The organism is Streptomyces ossamyceticus, from assembly GCF_001418475.1.
Lineage (GTDB): Bacteria > Actinomycetota > Actinomycetes > Streptomycetales > Streptomycetaceae > Streptomyces > Streptomyces ossamyceticus.
Map to the genome: position 1 here is coordinate 1 of NZ_LIQX01000970.1, position 1471 is coordinate 1471.

1 protein-coding gene and 1 pseudogene are annotated in these 1471 nt (G+C 71.1%); one reads left to right on the forward strand and one right to left on the reverse strand.

Translation table 11 applies throughout. The features are described from left to right. Positions 1 to 280 (reverse strand): annotated as a pseudogene (locus tag AOK15_RS46335) (DEAD/DEAH box helicase); the annotation flags it as partial. 275 nt (positions 281 to 555) lie between these two features. On the opposite strand from AOK15_RS46335, the gene AOK15_RS41115 reads away from it, so the two are divergent. Then, positions 556 to 1230, forward strand: coding sequence for a Crp/Fnr family transcriptional regulator (locus AOK15_RS41115; protein WP_005476003.1), 675 nt, complete (start codon positions 556 to 558; stop codon positions 1228 to 1230). Positions 1231 to 1471: the final 241 nt, after the last annotated feature.

Sequence of the window (1471 nt, forward strand, 5' to 3'; positions counted from 1 at the left end):
GCTTGGCGGTCTTGGCACGCTTGGCGGTCTTGGCACGCTTGGCGGGCTTGGCGGGCTTGGGGGATGCGGCGGGCTCGGGCGACTTCGGAGACGCGGCGGCCTTGGCCGCTCTGCGGGCGGGCGCCGACTTCCCGGTGGCGGGCGCCGACTCCCCGGCGGCCGTCGCAGACTCGGTGGCGGGCTCCGGCCCCGGAGGCGTGCGCTCCGCCGCCGCCCGGGGCGCCGACGCGTTCGTCTTCTTTGCCGTTTTCTTCGCTCCCGAGGGGCCCTGTTCGCCCACAGCGGAATCGCGACGTACAACCACCCGTCCAGCCCCCTTGGCCTGTGCTCTCACCGGCGATTTGGACACTCGGCCAGCCTAAAGCCCGGCACCGACATCCGCCCCGGGCCCTGAAGATCGGCCCCCAATTGGACCCCTGACGCTTACCTCGGGACATGTGTGCGGCATCCTTGTGACAGATCACACTGTTTGGAAAGTCCCGCTAAACGGGGAACACGGTCCCCTGGTACTACGGGGAGCAAGATCCCCTGAGCAGGTCGACAAGGAGAGAACTCGTGGACGACGTTCTGCGGCGCGCCCCGCTCTTCGCGGCGCTCGATGACGAGCAGGCCGCGGAGCTCCGCGCCTCCATGAGTGAGGTGACCCTCGCGCGCGGTGACGCTCTCTTCCACGAGGGCGACCCCGGGGACCGCCTTTACGTGGTCACCGAGGGCAAGGTCAAGCTGCACCGCGCGTCGCCCGACGGCCGCGAGAACATGCTCGCCGTGCTCGGCCCCGGTGAGCTGATCGGCGAGCTGTCGCTGTTCGACCCGGGTCCGCGGACGGCCACCGCCACCGCGCTGACCGAGGTCAAGCTGCTCGGCCTCGGCCACGGCGACCTCCAGCCGTGGCTGAACGCGCGGCCCGAGGTGGCCGCCGCGCTGCTGCGCGCCGTCGCGCGGAGGCTGCGGAAGACCAACGACCAGATGTCCGACCTGGTGTTCTCGGACGTCCCGGGCCGTGTCGCCCGTGCGCTGCTGGACCTCTCCCGGAGGTTCGGTGTGCAGTCCGAGGAAGGCATCCACGTGGTGCACGACCTCACGCAGGAGGAGTTGGCGCAGCTCGTCGGGGCGTCCCGCGAGACCGTCAACAAGGCGCTCGCCGACTTCGCGCAGCGTGGCTGGCTGCGACTGGAGGCCCGCGCGGTGATCCTGCTGGACGTGGAGCGGCTGGCGAAGCGGTCGCGCTGACCTTCGCCGACACCCGTCGTCGGCGATCGGCACCCGTAGCCCGTCACCGGTCACCGGTCACCGGTCACCGGTCACTGGTCACTGGTCACTNNCGGGCCCCGGCGGTTTTCCGTGCCCTCGCCACGCCCTCGACGACCTGCCTCGCTCCGCCCCTGGAGGCACAGTGGTCGTATGGCTGCGAGAGGGGCCCCAAGAGGGCTGGACGCGCGGGGGTACATCGAGCGGGAGGGGTCGCTGGGGC